Below are 13,951 nucleotides of genomic sequence, written 5' to 3'. Positions count from 1 at the left end.
CGGAATATCTTTTCCACTATGAGAATGTCCCCGCCCGCTCTCCCCCGGCGCGTCGCCGCCGAGTTCATCGGAACCGGCGCGCTCGTCGCCGTCATCGTCGGCTCCGGAATCCGCGCCGACACCCTGAGCCAGGACATCGGCGTCCGGCTGCTCGCCAACGCCGCCGCCTCCGCCATCGGTCTCGGGCTGCTCATCGCGCTCATCGGGCCGCTCTCCGGCGCCCACTTCAACCCCGTCGTCACCCTCTCCGAGTGGTGGTCCCGGCGCCGTGCCGGGACGGGCCGCGAGGTCCTCGCCTACATCGGCGCCCAGCTCGCCGGGGCCGTGGCGGGCGCGCTGCTCGCCGAGGCGATGTTCGGGCGGGCACCCGGCGCCTGGGCCACCGAGTCGCGCTCGGCCCTTCATCTGCTGCTCGGCGAGGCCGTCGCCACCGCCGGGCTCGTCCTCGTCGTCCGGGGCCTGCGCCACATCGGCCGCCCCGGCCTCGCCCCGGTCGCGGTCGCGGGCTACATCGGCGCGGCCATCTGGTTCACCTCCTCCGGGTCCTTCGCCAACCCGGCCGCCACCGTCGGCCGCGCGTTCTCCGACTCCTTCACCGGGATCGCGCCCGGCTCGGTCCCCGCCTTCGCCGCCGCCCAACTGCTCGGCATGCTGCTCGGGATGGTCCTGGCCGGTGTGTTGTACGGAACACATGGGGCCGCCGCCGAACCGAATCCCGCCGCCGCGCGTCGGACGGGGTGACAGAGCGACACCGATTCCACCCGCCCCGGAGGTTCCCGCATGCCGGCACGGCTCCACCGGTTGATCCCGCGCACCACCCGGGCCCGCCGCCGCACCGTGCAGGCCGTGATGCTGGGCGCCGTCCTCGCGCTCACCCCCGTCACCTGGATGCACACCACCGCCGCCGGGAAGCTCCGTACCACCGCCGACGTGCCCGCCCGGGACGTCGCCGTCGTCTTCGGCGCCGGGCTGTGGAAGGGGCGCCCCACCCCGTACCTCGCGCACCGGCTCGACACGGCCGCCGAGCTGTACCGGACGGGGAAGGTCAAGGTCCTGCTCGTCACCGGTGACAACAGCAGGACCGCGTACGACGAGCCCAGCGCCATGCGCGCGTACCTGACCGAGCGCGGGGTGCCGGGCGACCGGATCGTCAGCGACTACGCGGGCTTCGACACCTGGGACTCCTGCGTCCGGGCCCGGAAGGTCTTCGGCGTCGACCGGGCCGTGCTCGTCACCCAGGACTTCCACATCAAGCGGGCCGTCGCACTGTGCGGGCGGGCGGGCGTCGACGCGTACGGCGTCGGGGTCCCCGAACCTCACGACCGCACCTGGTACTACGGCACCACCCGGGAGCTCTTCGCCGCCGGCAAGGCCTCCCTCGACGCCGTGCTCCGGCCCGACCCGCGGTTCCTCGGGCCCCGGGAGAAGGGCGTCACCGAGGCGCTGGCCTCACCCCGGGAGCGGCAGAAAGCGGAGAGCATGGCACCGCGCCCGTAATCAGCGGTGCCGCCCCGCGTAACACGCCTGACCCACGCTGGCCGCATGTCCGAGGTCACCGCCGTACCCACCCACTGCCCCTACTGCGCCCTGCAGTGCGGCATGTCGCTCCGCCCCACCGGCGCCCCGGAGCTGCCCGCCGAGGTGGTCGAGCGGACCGACTTCCCCGTCAACCGGGGCGCGCTGTGCGGCAAGGGCCGCACCGCCCCCGCCGTGCTCTCCTCTCGGGTCCGGCTCACCGAGCCCCTGGTCCGATGCCCTGACACGGGGGCCCTGGTGCCCGCGTCCTGGGAGGAGGCCCTCGCCGCCGTCGCCGACGGGCTGCGCCGGACCCGCGCCGACCACGGTCCCGATGCCGTGGGGGTCTTCGGCGGCGGCGGTCTCACCAACGAGAAGGCGTACACGCTGGGGAAGTTCGCCCGGCTGGTGCTCGGCACCTCGCAGATCGACTACAACGGGCGCTTCTGCATGTCGTCGGCCGCCGCCGCGCACGGCAGGGCGTTCGGCCTCGACCGGGGCCTCCCCTTCCCCCTGGAGGACATCCCGAAGACCGGCTGCGTGATCCTCGTCGGCTCCAACCTGGCCGAGACCATGCCGCCCGCCCTCCGGTACCTCACCGAGCTGAAGGAGAACGGCGGAAAGCTGATCGTCATCGATCCGCGCCGCACCCGCACCGCCGAGCAGGCCGACCTCCACCTCGCGCCGCGCCCCGGCACCGACCTCGCGCTCGCCCTCGGCATGCTTCACCTCGTCGTCGCCGAGGGGCGCGTCGACGAGGAGTTCGTCGCGACGCGCACCACCGGCTGGGAGGCCGCGCGGGCCGGGGCCATGTCCCACTGGCCCGAGCAGGTCGAGCGCATCACGGGCGTGCCGGTGCCCCGGCTCCGGGAGGCCGTCGCGATGTTCGGCGACGCCGCCACCGGCATGGTCCTGACGGCGCGCGGCCCCGAGCAGCAGTCCAAGGGCACCGACACCGTCGGCGCCTGGATCAACCTCTGCCTGGCCACCGGGAAGGCCGGCCGGCCGCTCAGCGGCTACGGCTGCCTCACCGGCCAGGGCAACGGCCAGGGCGGCCGCGAGCACGGCCAGAAGGCCGACCAGCTCCCCGGCTACCGCAAGCTCGACGACCCGGCCGCACGCGCGCACGTGGCCGGGGTCTGGGGTGTGCCCCCCGAGTCGCTGCCGGGGCCGGGGCGGAGCGCGTACGAGCTCCTCGACGCGCTCGGCGGTGACGTGAAGGCGCTGCTCCTCATGGGCTCCAACCCGGTCGTCTCCGCGCCCCGCGCCGCGCACATCGAGGGGCGGCTGCGCTCGCTCGACTTCCTCGCCGTCGCCGACGTGGTGCTCTCCGAGACCGCCGCGCTCGCCGACGTCGTCCTGCCCGTCACCCAGTGGGCGGAGGAGACCGGCACCATGACCAACCTGGAGGGCCGTGTGCTGCTCCGCCGGCGCGCCCTCACCCCGCCCGCGGGGGTACGGAGCGACCTGGAGGTGCTGCACGCGCTCGCCGGGCTCCTCGGCTGGGAGAAGGGTTTCCCCGCCGAGCCGGAGGAGGTCTTCGACGAGCTGCGCCGGGCCTCCGGCGGCGGTCCGGCCGACTACTCGGGCATCAGCTACCGCCGTATCGAGGAGGAGCAGGGCGTGTTCTGGCCCTGCCCGGAGACCGGCACGGGAGAGACCGCCCACGCGGGCACCCCGCGGCTCTTCCTCGACCGGTTCGCGACGCCCGACGGCCGGGCCCGGTTCGTGCCGGTGGTGCACCGGGCGGCGGCCGAGGAGACGGACGCCGAGTACCCCGTCGTCCTCACCACCGGCCGGGTCGTGTCCCAGTACCAGTCGGGCGCGCAGACCCGGCGGGTCGACGAGCTGAACGCGGCGGCGCCCGGCCCCTTCGTGGAGCTCCATCCCCGGGTCGCCGAGCGGCTCGGGGTGGCCGAGGGCGAGCGGATCGCGGTGGTCTCGCGGCGCGGCCGGGCCGTCGCACCGGCCCGGATCACCACGGCCATCCGGCCGGACACCGTCTTCATGCCGTTCCACTGGGCGGGCGAGGGCCGGGCCAACACCCTGGTGAACCCGGCGCTCGACCCGGTCTCCCGGATGCCCGAGTTCAAGGTGTGCGCGGTACGCCTGGAGCCGCTCTCCCCCGGGGACGCTACGGCCGGCTGAACCAGTCGCCGCTCTCGATGACCGCGCCGAGGGGCGCGTCCGGCGCCGCCAGGAACACCCACGCGGACACCCGCGCGCCGTCCCGTACCCGTACGACGTCCATCGCCACCCGCTCGTACCCGACGGGCAGCTCAAGACGGTCGAGCAGGCCGAACAGCTCGCCGTAGGCGCCGGGCGCGGGCGTGAGCAGGGTGCCCACCACCCGGCCCCCGTCCGCCGGGACGACGTACGGATAGCCGGGTCCGTCGTGCAGGACCGCCCCGTGCAGCACGGCGTCCGCCTCGGTGCCGATCCGGCCGGAGAGGAACCGGTCGTGGTTGTACGCGCCCGGGCGCAGCGTCCCGTAGACGAAGAACGGCCGCTCGTCGGGCTCCGGGGTCTCGATCTCCTCGACGGCCGCCGTCTCCCGCTCGACCCAGCCGGCGTACGCCTCACCGGCTCGGGTCACCCGGGTGGCGAGGATCTCCGGCGTCTCGTAGTCGTGGGTGGCGAGGAGGTGCGCCTCCAGGGCCGGGTAGCGGGCCTCGGTGGTCTTGAACACCACCTCCCACTCCTCGGTGGTCTCGATCGCGCCCTGCCAGTGGTACACGGAGGTGACGGGCCCGGAGATCTGCGCGCAGGCGGCCAGCCGGGCCTCGACGGCGCCGCGCGCCAGGGCGTCGGCCTTGGCGCGGGCGTCGGTGGTGGTGCGGACGGTGACGATCACGCCTCCACGGTACGGGCGAACTGGGCCGCGTGCAGCCGGGCGTACGCGCCCCCGGCGGCGAGCAGTTCCTCGTGGCTGCCCTGCTCGGCGATCGAGCCGCCGTCCATCACCAGGATGGTGTCCGCGTCCCGGATCGTGGAGAGCCGGTGGGCGACGACGAAGCTGGTGCGGCCGGCCCGGAGCGAGGCCATCGCCTCCTGGACGAGGAGTTCGGTACGGGTGTCGACGGAGCTGGTGGCCTCGTCGAGGACGAGGATCACCGGGTCCGAGAGGAAGGCGCGGGCGAGGGTGACCAGCTGCTTCTCGCCGGCGCTGAGACCGCCGCCGTCCTCGTCGAGGACGGTGTCGTACCCGGCGGGCAGGGTGCGGACGAACCGGTCGGCGTGCGCGGCCCTGGCCGCCTCGACGATCCGCTCGCGCGAGACCTCGCCGGGCACCCCGTACGCGATGTTGTCGGCGATGGTGCCGCCGAAGAGCCAGGTGTCCTGGAGGACCATGCCGATGCCGGAGCGCAGCTCCTCCCGGGTCATCGCCGCCGTGTCGACGCCGTCCACGGTGATCCGGCCGCCGGTCACCTCGTGGAACCGGAGGAGCAGGTTGACCAGGGTCGTCTTGCCCGCGCCGGTGGGGCCGACGATGGCGACGGTCCGGCCGGGCTCCACGGTGAGGGAGAGGTCCTCGATCAGCGGCTTGCCCGGCTCGTAGCGGAAGGCGACCTTCTCGAAGGAGACCCTGCCCCGGAGCTCGGCGGGCTTCCGCGGCTCGGCCGGGTCCGGGTCCTCCTCCTCTGCGTCGAGGAGGTCGAAGACCCGTTCGGCGGAGGCCACTCCGGACTGGAGGAGGTTGGCCATGGCGGCGACCTGGGTGATCGGACCGTTGAAGTCGTACGAGTACTGGATGAAGGCCTGGACGTCGCCGACGGACAGCGTGCCGCTCGCCACCCGCAGTCCGCCGACCACGGCGATGACGACGTAGTTCAGATTGCCGACGAAGGTCAGCGCGGGCTGGATGAACCCGGACACGAACTGGGCGCGGAAGCTCGCCCGGTACAGCTCCTCGCCCAGCTCGTCGAAGCGGCGCACGGCCTCCTCGCGGCGGCCGAAGACGACGACCTCGGTGTGCCCGGTGATCATCTCCTCGACGTGGCTGCCGAGCCGGCCGGTGACCGCCCACTGCTTCACGAACTGCGGCTGGGCGCGGCGGCCGACGAAGCCGGCGACGGCGATCGAGACGGGCACGGTGGCGAGGGCGACGAGGGCCAGCACCGGGGAGACCCAGAACATCATCGCGAGGACGCCGACCAGGGTCAGCAGCGCGCGGACCATCTGGCTGAAGGCCTGCTGGAGGGTCTGGGTGATGTTGTCGATGTCGTTGGTGGTGCGGGAGAGGACCTCGCCGCGCGGCTGCCGGTCGAAGTAGCCGAGGGGCAGCTTCGCCAGCTTGTGCTGGGCCTCCTCGCGGAGCCGGTGGCCGGCCCGCTGGACGATGGTGGTGGCGGTCCGTAACTGGACCCAGGTGAAGAAGGAGGACCCGGCGACGACCAGGACGGAGAGGGCGAGGAGCCTGCCGACGGCCGGGAAGTCGACCCTGCCGGGGCCGGTCGCGCCGGTGATGACGAGGTCGGTGGCGCGGCCGAGGAGGAGGGGGTTGAGGACGGTGAGGGCGACGCCGGCGGCACCGGCGGCGAGGACGCCGAAGAGGCGGGCCCGGTCGGGCGCGAGGGTGCGGAGGAGGCGGAGGCCGGAGGAGCGGAAGGAGAGGGAGCGTTCGAGGCCGGGCGCGGCGGGGAGGCCGGGGCCGCGCTGCGGGGAGGGGGGACCGGTGCGGGCGGGGGCGGTCGCGACGGGTGTCTCCTTCGGGGTGCGGCTCTCCGTGGCCGTACTCATGCCGCTTCCTCCTCGGTGAGCTGGGAGAGGACGATCTCCCGGTAGGTGGGGTTGTCCCGCATCAGGGACGTGTGGGTGCCGGTGCCGACGTTCCGGCCCCGGTCGAGGACGACGATCCGGTCGGCCTGCCGGATGGTGGAGACCCGCTGGGCGACGATGACGACGGTGGCGTCGGCCGTCTCCTCGCGGAGGGCGGCGCGGAGCCGGGCGTCGGTCCGGGGGTCGAGGGCGGAGAAGGAGTCGTCGAAGAGGTAGAGGCGGGGGCGGGCGACGAGGACCCGGGCGATCGCGAGGCGCTGCCGCTGGCCGCCGGAGAAGTTGGTGCCGCCCTGGGAGACGGGCGCGTCGAGCCCCTCGTCGAGCCCGCGGACGAAGTCGGCGGCCTGGGCGACCTCCAGGGCGTGCCAGAGCTCTTCGTCGGTCGCGTCGGGCTTCCCGTACCGGAGGTTGGTGGCGACGGTCCCGGAGAAGAGGTACGGCTTCTGCGGGACGAGTCCCACCGTCCTCGCCATCAGCGCGGGGTCGAGCTCGCGGACGTCGACACCGTCGACGAGGACCTCGCCGCCGGTGGCGTCGAAGAGCCGGGGCACGAGCCCGAGCAGGGTCGACTTGCCGCTTCCCGTGGACCCGATGACCGCGGTCGTCTCACCGGGCCGGGCCTCGACGGCGACGCCCCTGAGGACCGGCTCCTCCGCACCCGGGTACCGGAAGTCGGCGCTCCGGACCTCCAGATGGCCCCGGCCGTCCGAGGTCCTGACCGGACGGACCGGCGGGACGACGGACGAGTGGGTGTCGAGGACCTCGCGGACGCGCTCGGCGCCCGCCTCGGCCCGGGGCATGTGCATGAGGAGGAAGAGGACCATCATCACGGACATCGAGATCTGGAGCAGATAGCCGAGGAAGGCCACGAGCCCGCCCGGCTGGAGGGCGCCGGACTCGATGCGATGGGCTCCGACGTAGACGAGGACGACGGTCGTCAGCTCCCAGACGATGAGCACCGTCGGGAACATCAGGGCCTGGAGCCGGCCGGCCCGGAGGCCGACGGACCGGAGTTCGTCGTTGGCGGCGGCGAACCGTTCCCGCTCGTGCCGGTCGCGGACGAAGGCGCGGACCACCCGGACGCCGGTGATCTGCTCGCGCAGCACCCGGTTGGCGCGGTCGACGCGTTCCTGCATGCCCTTGAAGAGCGGCCGCAGCCGCAGGACGACGGCACCGACGGCACCGGTCATCACCGGCACGAAGAGAAGCAGCACCAGGGCGAGCGGCACGTCCTGCCGCAGGGCCATGGCGATGCCGCCGAAGCAGAGGAGCGGCGCGGCGACCAGCATGGTCAGGACGAGGACGGTGAACGTCTGGACCTGCTGGATGTCGTTGGTCGTACGGGTGATGAGGGAGGCGGCGCCGAAGCGGCCCCGCTCCTGTGCCGAGAACTCCTGGACGCGGCGGAAGACTTCGGAGCGGAGGTCGCGGGCGACGCCCATGGCGACCCGGGCGCCGGTGTAGGTGGCGGCGGCCGCGGCCGCCGCCTGGACGAGGGTGACGGCGACCATCGCGGCGCCGCCGCTGAGGACGCGGTCGGTGTCGCCGCGCAGGACGCCCTGGTCGATGACGCCGGCGTTCAGGGCGGGCAGGGCGAGCGAGGCGAGGGCCTGGACGAGCTGGAGGACGACGAGGAGGACGAGGAGCGGCCGGTACGGCCTGAGGCGGGGCAGGAGGAGTCGCAGCAGCATGGCGGCTTCCCCTCACGCGCCGTACGGGCGGACGGACTTGGCGTCCTTGAGGGCGCGTCCCCACCAGCCGAGCTGGTCGAGGAGCGCCTTGGCCGCGCCCTCGGCGGCGGCGGGGTCCTTGTGCCGTCCGTCCTCGTCGAACAGCCCGTGAGCGTTGTGGAAGGAGACGGTGTCACGGACGGTGACCGCGTGCATCTCGGCGTACACCTGCCGGAGCTGCTCGACGGCCCGCAGGCCGCCGGAGATCCCGCCGTAGGAGACGAAGCCGACGGGCTTGGCCTGCCATTCGGTGTAGTGCCGGTCGATCAGGTTCTTGAGGGCGGCGGGGAAGGAGTGGTTGTACTCGGGGGTGATGACGACGTACGCGTCGGCGGCCTCCAACACCGGGGTGACCTTGGCGAGTTCAGCGCGGACGGCGGGGGACGGGTCGTACGAGAGAGAGGTGGGGAGATCGATCTCGGCGAGGTCGACGACGGTGACGGTGAAGTCCTCGCGCTCGGCGAGGCGGGAGCGGAACCAGTCGGTGACGACGGGGGCGAAGCGGCCTTCGCGGTCGCTGGCGACGACGAGGGCAAGGGTGAGGGGGGCGGCGGTCGCGTCCTCCGGGGCGGCGGGAGCCGCGGAGGAGGCGAGGGAATCGGTGGCCGTGGTGGCGTTCGTGAGGTCCATGTCGATGATCGTGGTACCTCAAGTTTGGTTGAGGTCAAGCGCCGATCCGAAGCTCTTCCCCAAGGCCGTTTCCCCGGACGTACGGTGAGGGCATGACGACTCCGACCCCGCACATCGAGATCGACGGCACCCCCGCGACCGACCCCGGGCTGCTCGCCGCCCTCATGACCGGCTTCGGTCACTTCACGGCGATGCAGGTGCGGGACGGGCGCGTGAAGGGCCTCGACCTGCACCTCGACCGGCTCGACCGCGCGAACCGCGAGCTCTTCGGCAGGGGACTGGACGGCAAGCACGTCCGCGCCCTGATCACCGGCGCCCTGGAGACCTCCGGGCAGCGGAACGCCTCGGTGCGGGTGTACGCGTACCCGGACGTCCGGATCGCGGTGACCGTCGCCGCCCCCGCCCCGGACGGGCCCGGCGCCCCGCAGCGCCTGACGACCGTCGAGTACTGGCGGCCCGCACCGCAGATCAAGCACCTGGGCGGCTTCGGGCAGAGCTACCACCGCGAGGCGGCCCGGCGCTCCGGCTACGACGAGGCCGTGCTGACCTCCCCGTACGGCGAGATCGCCGAGGGCGCGGTCACCAACATCGCCTTCTGGGACGGCACTTCGGTGGTCTGGCCGTCGGCACCCTGCCTCCACGGCATCACCATGGCCCTCCTGGAGCCGCGCCTGGAGTCGGCCCGGCGCCCGGTCACGCTGGCCGATCTCTCCGGCTACCGGGCCGCTTTCGTCACCAACTCCCGTTCCATCGCGCCCGTGACGGCGATCGACGAGGTGACGTTCGCGGTGGACGAGGAGCTCATGGAGCGGGTGTACTCGACCTACGACTCGGTGGAGTGGGACGAGTTGTAGAGCGACACGGGATCGACGCAGGGGGAGACATCGGCATGGTCGCGAGATACGTCGTCTCGCCGCGCGGCGGCCGCCGCGCCCACCCCGACATCACGTCGGCGCTCCGGGCGGCGGGCGCGCGCGGCCGGCCGGCCCTGATCGAGATCGCGCCCGGCCGGTACGAGGAGGCCCTCGTCGTCCGGGGTGACGTACAGCTGGTGGCGGCCGAGGGGCCCGGTTCCGTCGTGGTCGGCCTGCCCCGGGGCACCGTCCTGGACGCCTCCGGAGCGGTCCGGGTGCACGGCCTCACGCTGGTCGGCCGCGAGGCGGACGTCGTCGCCTGCCACGCGGGCACGCTCACCCTCGACCACACCGAGGTCTGGGCACACAACGGCGTCGCCGTGCACGCCCGGCCGCACTCGACGGTCACCCTGCGGGACGGTCTGATCGCCCACGGCCGGGCGCTCTTCGCCGGGGGTGCGGGGCTGGTCGAGCGGTGCCGGTTCACCGACGCCGCCGACAACGCGATCGCCGTCATCGAAGGGGCCCGGGTCTCCGTCCGGGGCAGCCGGATCGAGGGGAGCAGGATCCACGGGCTCCGGGTCAGCGACGCGCACGCCGAGCTCGTCGGCTGCGAGCTGACCGGCACCGGGCAGGCGGCCCTCTGGGCGGACGCCCGTGCGCGGCTCGTCGTGACGGACTGCGTGATCACCGCCGTGCACGCCGAGGGGATCATGTTCACCGAGCAGTCCCGGGGCTCCGTCGACACCACCCGGGTCACCGGCGCGCGGCACGGCATCGGCGCGTCGAGCGGCGCCGACCCGGTGGTACGCGGCTGTGTCCTCGCCGACTGCCGCGACACCGGCATCAACGTGCAGACGGCCGCCCGGGGCCGGTTCGAGGACTGCCAGGTGCTCGGCTCCGGCAATATCGCCGTGTTCGCGACCAAGGGCGGCGCGCCGGAGGTGCACGGGGGCCGCATCGCCGGGGGCAACGTCGGGATCGCGGTCACCGAGAGCTCCCGGGGCCGCTTCACCGGCATCGCGGTCGAGGACCTGACGAACGCCGCGCTGCGGGTCTTCGACGACTCCGGGGCCACCTTCGAGCAGGTACGCGTGGACCGCTGCCAGTCCGGCCTGGAGGCCCGGGGCGACGGCGGCACCACGGCCGAGGTCACCGACACGGTGTTCCGCGACTGCGAGATGGCCGCCGTGGCCATCGGCGGCCAGTCCCGCGTCACGCTCAGGAACGTGACGGCGGAGCACGGCATGCTGGGTTTCGGCGTCTCCGACGAGGCCCAACTGCGCGTCACCGACAGCGTCGTCACGGCGGTGAGCAGCGCCGGGGCCGGGGCCCTCGGCAGCGGTCGGCTCATCGCACGGAACCTGACCGTGAACGGCTCGGGGGCGTTCGGCGTCTACGGGACGGGCTCCGCGTACCTGAACGTCACCCGGAGCGAGTTCACCGACTGCGCGACCGCAGGCGCGAGTTTCGACGAGGAGGCGGGCGGGCAACTGCTGGACTGCACGGTGAACGGCACCCGCGGGGCGGCCGTCGTCGGCAACGGCCGGGTCGAGACGACCGGGCTGCGCACCTCGCTCAAGGTCCTCCGGCACGCGGAGAAGCCCGCCGGGCCGCCCCAGCAGGTCATCAACATCTTCAACGGACCGGTCTTCAACGGACCGACCCGGGACATCCAGGTGGCCTGGGGCAACGAGAACGTCATCCAGAACCGGCAGAGGACAGAAGGCGACGATTCCCGATCATGAACCGACCGGACGAGAACGACGCACCGCAGGTGAACCACTACAACGGACCGGTGTTCCACGGCGCCGTCTCGCAGGGCCAGTTCGCCTGGGACAACGAGACCGCCACCCAGAACCAGCAGAACAACGGCCCGGCCGGCCCGGTCGCACCGGGGTACGAGGTGCTCGCCGAGCGGGTGAACGAACTCCTCCGGCAGCTCCCGGGGGCCGGGCTCGCCGAGCAGGACCGGCAGGACACCCAGGAGGCGGCCGAGGAGGTCCTGGCGGTGATCAGCCAGGAGGAGCCGGTCGAGGAGGGCAGGGTGCGCCGGGCGCTCACCCTGCTCCGGGGCGCGCTCGCCCCGGTGGCCACCGGCGTCGCGGCCGGCGCGACGGTGGGGGCCCAGGAGTGGGCGCTGGCGGCGATCGGCGGCCTGGCGGGCGTCTGATCACCCGTTCGGCACGGGGCATCAGCTGACACAACGTAACCCGCTCTGACCTGCGTAAACACAGAAAATCCAGGCGACACACCGTATCGGACGGCCCAATCCTGATGCCTCATCAGGAGGCGCGGCGCGCGTGGCGGCTCTTATCTCGGTCACAGAAGGTCGTTCCGGGAAGTCCCTCCCGGAAGGACCGCCCCGCTCGACCGCTCGCGCGCCCCGGAGGCCCCCCATGCGCACCACTGTCCGCCTGTTCACCGGTACCGCGCTGACGGTCGCCGCGATCGGAGCCCTCGCCGTCCCCTCGGCGTTCGCCGGCGACTCCGAGTGGCTCGAACTCTTCCCCTCCGAAGCCAACCCCGGCACCACCGTCACCGTGAACACGCTCGCCTGCGGCAAGCACGGTCGCGGCGTCGGGGACGCGAACTCGCTCGGCGCGGGCGAGTTCCAGCTGAGCCCGAGCACGCACAAGGAGGTCGTGGTCGGCCAGTTCCACGTACCGGAGCACGCCAAGGCCGGTACGTACGGCATCAGCGTGGCCTGCGACAACGGCAAGACGGCCCGGGGCGACCTGACCGTCAAGCACCGGCGTCCCAGCGGCCACGTCCAGACCGGTGTCGGGGGCAGCGTCGGCCCCGACACCGCCCAGGTCACGGCGGGCGCGGCGGTGCTGGCCGCGGCTGCCGTGGGCGGGGTCTGGCTCCTGCGCCGCCGGGCGAGCGGCGCGCAGGGCCACTGAGACCATCCGCCTGTCCTGCCCCCGCCGGAGCGCCCGAACACGGCCCGGCGGGGGCAGGGCCACACCCTAGGGAACCCAGGTGAGCAACAGGAGCAAGGGCTGGGGCATAGCCGTGGCCGCCTGCGTCGGGCTCTGGCTCGTCCAGAACGGCTCTGAGCAGGTCACCCCGCCCGTACCGTCGGCCGCCCAGGCCTTCGCCGCCGGGCCGAGCGTGCACACCGACGCCGCCGCCGACCCGCTGCCGCCCTCGGCGCCGGTGCGGCTGCGCATCCCCGAGACCGACGTGGACACCCCGATGATGCGGCTCGGCCTTGCCTCGGACGGTTCGCTCGACGTACCGCCGGCCGGGAACCGGAACATGGCCGGCTGGTACGAGGACGGCACCCCGCCGGGCGCCAAGGGCACGGCGATCGTCGCGGGACATGTCGACAACGCCGACGGCCCCGCCGTCTTCTACACGCTCGGCGCCCTGAAGAAAGGCCACCGGATCGAGGTGGACCGGCAGGACGGGCGGACCGCGGTGTTCACGGTCGACGCGGTCGAGGTCTACGAGAACAAGGACTTCCCGGACCGGAAGGTGTACGACGAGGCGGACCGCGCGGAGATCCGGGTGATCACCTGCGGCGGCGGCTTCTCGAAGAAGAACGGCTACCAGGGGAATGTGGTGGCTTTCGGCCACCTCATCGGGGTGCGGTAGCCAGTCCGTGCGGTAGCCGGTCCGGTGGGGGTCAGGCCCACTGGTCGAAGGCGAGCTTCGCGACCAGCGAGAGCACCACGAAGAGCAGCACCCCGCGGACGAACTCGGCACCCTTGCTCAGCGCCATGCGCGCCCCGACCGTCCCGCCGAGCAGGTTGAAGACCGCCATGACCGCGGCGAGCTGCCAGTACACGCTGCCCTGGTACGCGAACATCGCGAGCGCGCCCGCGTTGGTGCAGACGTTGACGATCTTCGCGGTCGCGGAGGCGGTCACCAGGTCGAGGTGGAGGACGGCGGTCAGCGCGAGGACCAGGAAGGTGCCGGTGCCGGGCCCGAACAGCCCGTCGTAGAGGCCCATCCCGCCGCCGACCACGACGATCGCGGTGACGATCCGGGCCCGGGTCAGCGGCGCCCGGTCCTCCCCCTCGGCCTTCGCGCCGAAGGAGGGCCGCAGCATGACGAAGGCCGCCACGGCGAGCAGCACCACCATGATGACCGGGCGCAGGACGTCGCTGCTGATCCCGGCCGCGAAGAACGCGCCGCCCATGGATCCCGCGAGGGCGGCGAGCCCGATGCGTACCGCCGTCCAGACGTGCACGGGCGCCTTGCGGACGTAGGTGATCGCGGCCCCGGTGGTGCCCACGATCGCCACGGCCTTGTTGGTGCCGAGGATGTGCGCGGCCTGGACGTTCGGCAGCCCGAGCAGCAGGGCGGGGATCAGGAGCAGCCCGCCGCCGCCGACCACGGCGTCGATCCAGCCCGCCACGAGCGCGGCGAGGCACAGCAGGACAAGGGTGGTCAGCGAGATCTCGGGCATGCCCGTGAGCCTAGGGAGACGAT

13 protein-coding genes are annotated in these 13,951 nt (G+C 73.2%); 8 read left to right on the top strand and 5 right to left on the bottom strand.

What is annotated here, in order from left to right:
• Window positions 1–18: 18 nt before the first annotated feature.
• From N5875_RS26405 to N5875_RS26395, 3 genes are read left to right on the top strand one after another with little or no spacing between them, the layout of a single operon-like run.
• Window positions 19–741, top strand: coding sequence for an aquaporin (locus tag N5875_RS26405; RefSeq protein ID WP_338496537.1), 723 nt, complete (start codon window positions 19–21; stop codon window positions 739–741).
• Between the two features lie 39 nt (window positions 742–780).
• On the top strand, window positions 781–1,497 hold the full coding sequence (locus N5875_RS26400) for an ElyC/SanA/YdcF family protein (RefSeq protein ID WP_318211080.1): 717 nt from the start codon (window positions 781–783) through the stop codon (window positions 1,495–1,497).
• A 45-nt stretch (window positions 1,498–1,542) separates the two neighbouring features.
• The gene (locus N5875_RS26395) at window positions 1,543–3,663 is read left to right on the top strand and encodes a molybdopterin oxidoreductase family protein (protein WP_338496535.1); all 2,121 of its coding nucleotides are present in this window, start codon (window positions 1,543–1,545) and stop codon (window positions 3,661–3,663) included.
• Here the strand turns inward: N5875_RS26395 and cutA are convergent.
• Genes cutA through N5875_RS26375 form a run of 4 tightly spaced genes read right to left on the bottom strand, consistent with a single transcriptional unit; the run spans window position 3,650 to window position 8,654 of the window.
• The gene (cutA, locus tag N5875_RS26390) at window positions 3,650–4,369 is read right to left on the bottom strand and encodes a divalent cation tolerance protein CutA (protein ID WP_318211082.1); all 720 of its coding nucleotides are present in this window, start codon (window positions 4,367–4,369) and stop codon (window positions 3,650–3,652) included. The genes N5875_RS26395 and cutA overlap by 14 nt on opposite strands.
• On the bottom strand, window positions 4,366–6,255 hold the full coding sequence (locus tag N5875_RS26385; RefSeq protein WP_338496532.1) for an ABC transporter ATP-binding protein: 1,890 nt from the start codon (window positions 6,253–6,255) through the stop codon (window positions 4,366–4,368). Before N5875_RS26385 ends, cutA begins: the two co-directional genes overlap by 4 nt.
• On the bottom strand, window positions 6,252–7,985 hold the full coding sequence (locus tag N5875_RS26380; protein ID WP_318211084.1) for an ABC transporter ATP-binding protein: 1,734 nt from the start codon (window positions 7,983–7,985) through the stop codon (window positions 6,252–6,254). The genes N5875_RS26385 and N5875_RS26380 overlap by 4 nt, the downstream gene beginning before the upstream one ends.
• A gap of 12 nt (window positions 7,986–7,997) precedes the next feature.
• Complete coding sequence (locus tag N5875_RS26375; protein ID WP_318211085.1) at window positions 7,998–8,654, bottom strand: NAD(P)H-dependent oxidoreductase; 657 nt, start codon at window positions 8,652–8,654, stop codon at window positions 7,998–8,000.
• 92 nt (window positions 8,655–8,746) lie between these two features.
• On the opposite strand from N5875_RS26375, the gene N5875_RS26370 reads away from it, so the two are divergent.
• The 5 genes from N5875_RS26370 (at window position 8,747) to N5875_RS26350 (ending at window position 13,111) form a co-directional block, all read left to right on the top strand.
• The gene (locus tag N5875_RS26370) at window positions 8,747–9,508 is read left to right on the top strand and encodes an aminotransferase class IV (RefSeq protein WP_338496529.1); all 762 of its coding nucleotides are present in this window, start codon (window positions 8,747–8,749) and stop codon (window positions 9,506–9,508) included.
• A gap of 35 nt (window positions 9,509–9,543) precedes the next feature.
• Window positions 9,544–11,256, top strand: coding sequence for a right-handed parallel beta-helix repeat-containing protein (locus N5875_RS26365; protein ID WP_338496527.1), 1,713 nt, complete (start codon window positions 9,544–9,546; stop codon window positions 11,254–11,256).
• Entirely contained in the window at window positions 11,253–11,681 is a 429-nt protein-coding gene (locus N5875_RS26360; protein ID WP_318211088.1) for a hypothetical protein, read from the top strand. Before N5875_RS26365 ends, N5875_RS26360 begins: the two co-directional genes overlap by 4 nt.
• Window positions 11,682–11,907: 226 nt before the next feature.
• Window positions 11,908–12,414, top strand: a complete 507-nt coding sequence (locus tag N5875_RS26355; protein WP_318211089.1) for a hypothetical protein — start codon at window positions 11,908–11,910, stop codon at window positions 12,412–12,414.
• A 79-nt stretch (window positions 12,415–12,493) separates the two neighbouring features.
• Window positions 12,494–13,111 (top strand): class F sortase, encoded by a 618-nt coding sequence (locus tag N5875_RS26350; RefSeq protein ID WP_318211090.1) that lies wholly within the window; start codon window positions 12,494–12,496, stop codon window positions 13,109–13,111.
• 31 nt (window positions 13,112–13,142) lie between these two features.
• Here N5875_RS26350 and N5875_RS26345 read toward each other — a convergent pair whose 3' ends face one another.
• A complete protein-coding gene (locus N5875_RS26345) occupies window positions 13,143–13,928 on the bottom strand; it encodes a TSUP family transporter (protein ID WP_318211091.1) in 786 nt (261 codons plus the stop codon).
• Window positions 13,929–13,951 lie beyond the last annotated feature (23 nt).

Source organism: Streptomyces sp. SJL17-4 (genome assembly GCF_036826855.1).
Classification (GTDB): Bacteria; Actinomycetota; Actinomycetes; order Streptomycetales; family Streptomycetaceae; genus Streptomyces.
Note: the sequence above shows the minus strand (reverse complement) of the source record. Positions and strands in the feature narration are given on the sequence as shown.

Coding starts and splice junctions, on each gene's coding strand:
- N5875_RS26400 (WP_318211080.1), top strand. CDS start 781: ATGCCGGCACGGCTCCACCGGTTGATCCCGCGCACCACCCGGGCCCGC.
- N5875_RS26360 (WP_318211088.1), top strand. CDS start 11,253: ATGAACCGACCGGACGAGAACGACGCACCGCAGGTGAACCACTACAAC.
- N5875_RS26370 (WP_338496529.1), top strand. CDS start 8,747: ATGACGACTCCGACCCCGCACATCGAGATCGACGGCACCCCCGCGACC.
- N5875_RS26385 (WP_338496532.1), bottom strand. CDS start 6,255: ATGAGTACGGCCACGGAGAGCCGCACCCCGAAGGAGACACCCGTCGCG.
- N5875_RS26380 (WP_318211084.1), bottom strand. CDS start 7,985: ATGCTGCTGCGACTCCTCCTGCCCCGCCTCAGGCCGTACCGGCCGCTC.
- N5875_RS26395 (WP_338496535.1), top strand. CDS start 1,543: ATGTCCGAGGTCACCGCCGTACCCACCCACTGCCCCTACTGCGCCCTG.
- N5875_RS26345 (WP_318211091.1), bottom strand. CDS start 13,928: ATGCCCGAGATCTCGCTGACCACCCTTGTCCTGCTGTGCCTCGCCGCG.
- N5875_RS26375 (WP_318211085.1), bottom strand. CDS start 8,654: ATGGACCTCACGAACGCCACCACGGCCACCGATTCCCTCGCCTCCTCC.
- N5875_RS26365 (WP_338496527.1), top strand. CDS start 9,544: ATGGTCGCGAGATACGTCGTCTCGCCGCGCGGCGGCCGCCGCGCCCAC.
- N5875_RS26355 (WP_318211089.1), top strand. CDS start 11,908: ATGCGCACCACTGTCCGCCTGTTCACCGGTACCGCGCTGACGGTCGCC.
- N5875_RS26405 (WP_338496537.1), top strand. CDS start 19: ATGAGAATGTCCCCGCCCGCTCTCCCCCGGCGCGTCGCCGCCGAGTTC.